Source organism: Azotobacter armeniacus, from assembly GCF_054779355.1.
This window is the reverse complement of sequence record NZ_BAAGYK010000161.1, coordinates 1-346: the sequence shown is the minus strand read 5'-3', so window position 1 is coordinate 346 and position 346 is coordinate 1. Positions and strand designations below refer to the sequence as shown.

Here is a 346-nt window from a genome sequence, read left to right as displayed (position 1 = left end):
CGATGACGAACGGGCGAATGGCCCGTTCGGCACGGTTGTTGTCGATCGGCAGGTAGCCCGCCTCGGTATAGCGAATGAGCCGGCTCCAGTTGCCGGCCAGATAGTTCACCGCCTTGCCCAGGGCAGTCTGCGCCGTGACCTGCGGCTGGGTCTTGTCCAGCCAGGCCTTGAGCTGGGCGAGGACCGGCAGGCTGCGCTGCTGGCGCGCCTCCAGGCGTTCGGCATCGCTGGCCTGCTTGAGTTCGCGCTCGATGGCATAGAGCCGATTGATCCAGGCCAACGCCTGGTCGGCGCGCCCGATCTTGCCTTTGGGCTGCACCTGCTGCGCCTCGACGAACTTGCGCCG

At 67.1% G+C, this 346-nt stretch carries 1 protein-coding gene; it reads right to left on the bottom strand.

What is annotated here, in order from left to right; translation table 11 throughout:
* On the bottom strand, window positions 1–346 hold a 346-nt coding region (locus ACYVD0_RS21525; RefSeq protein WP_460428698.1), incomplete at both ends, for an IS66 family transposase.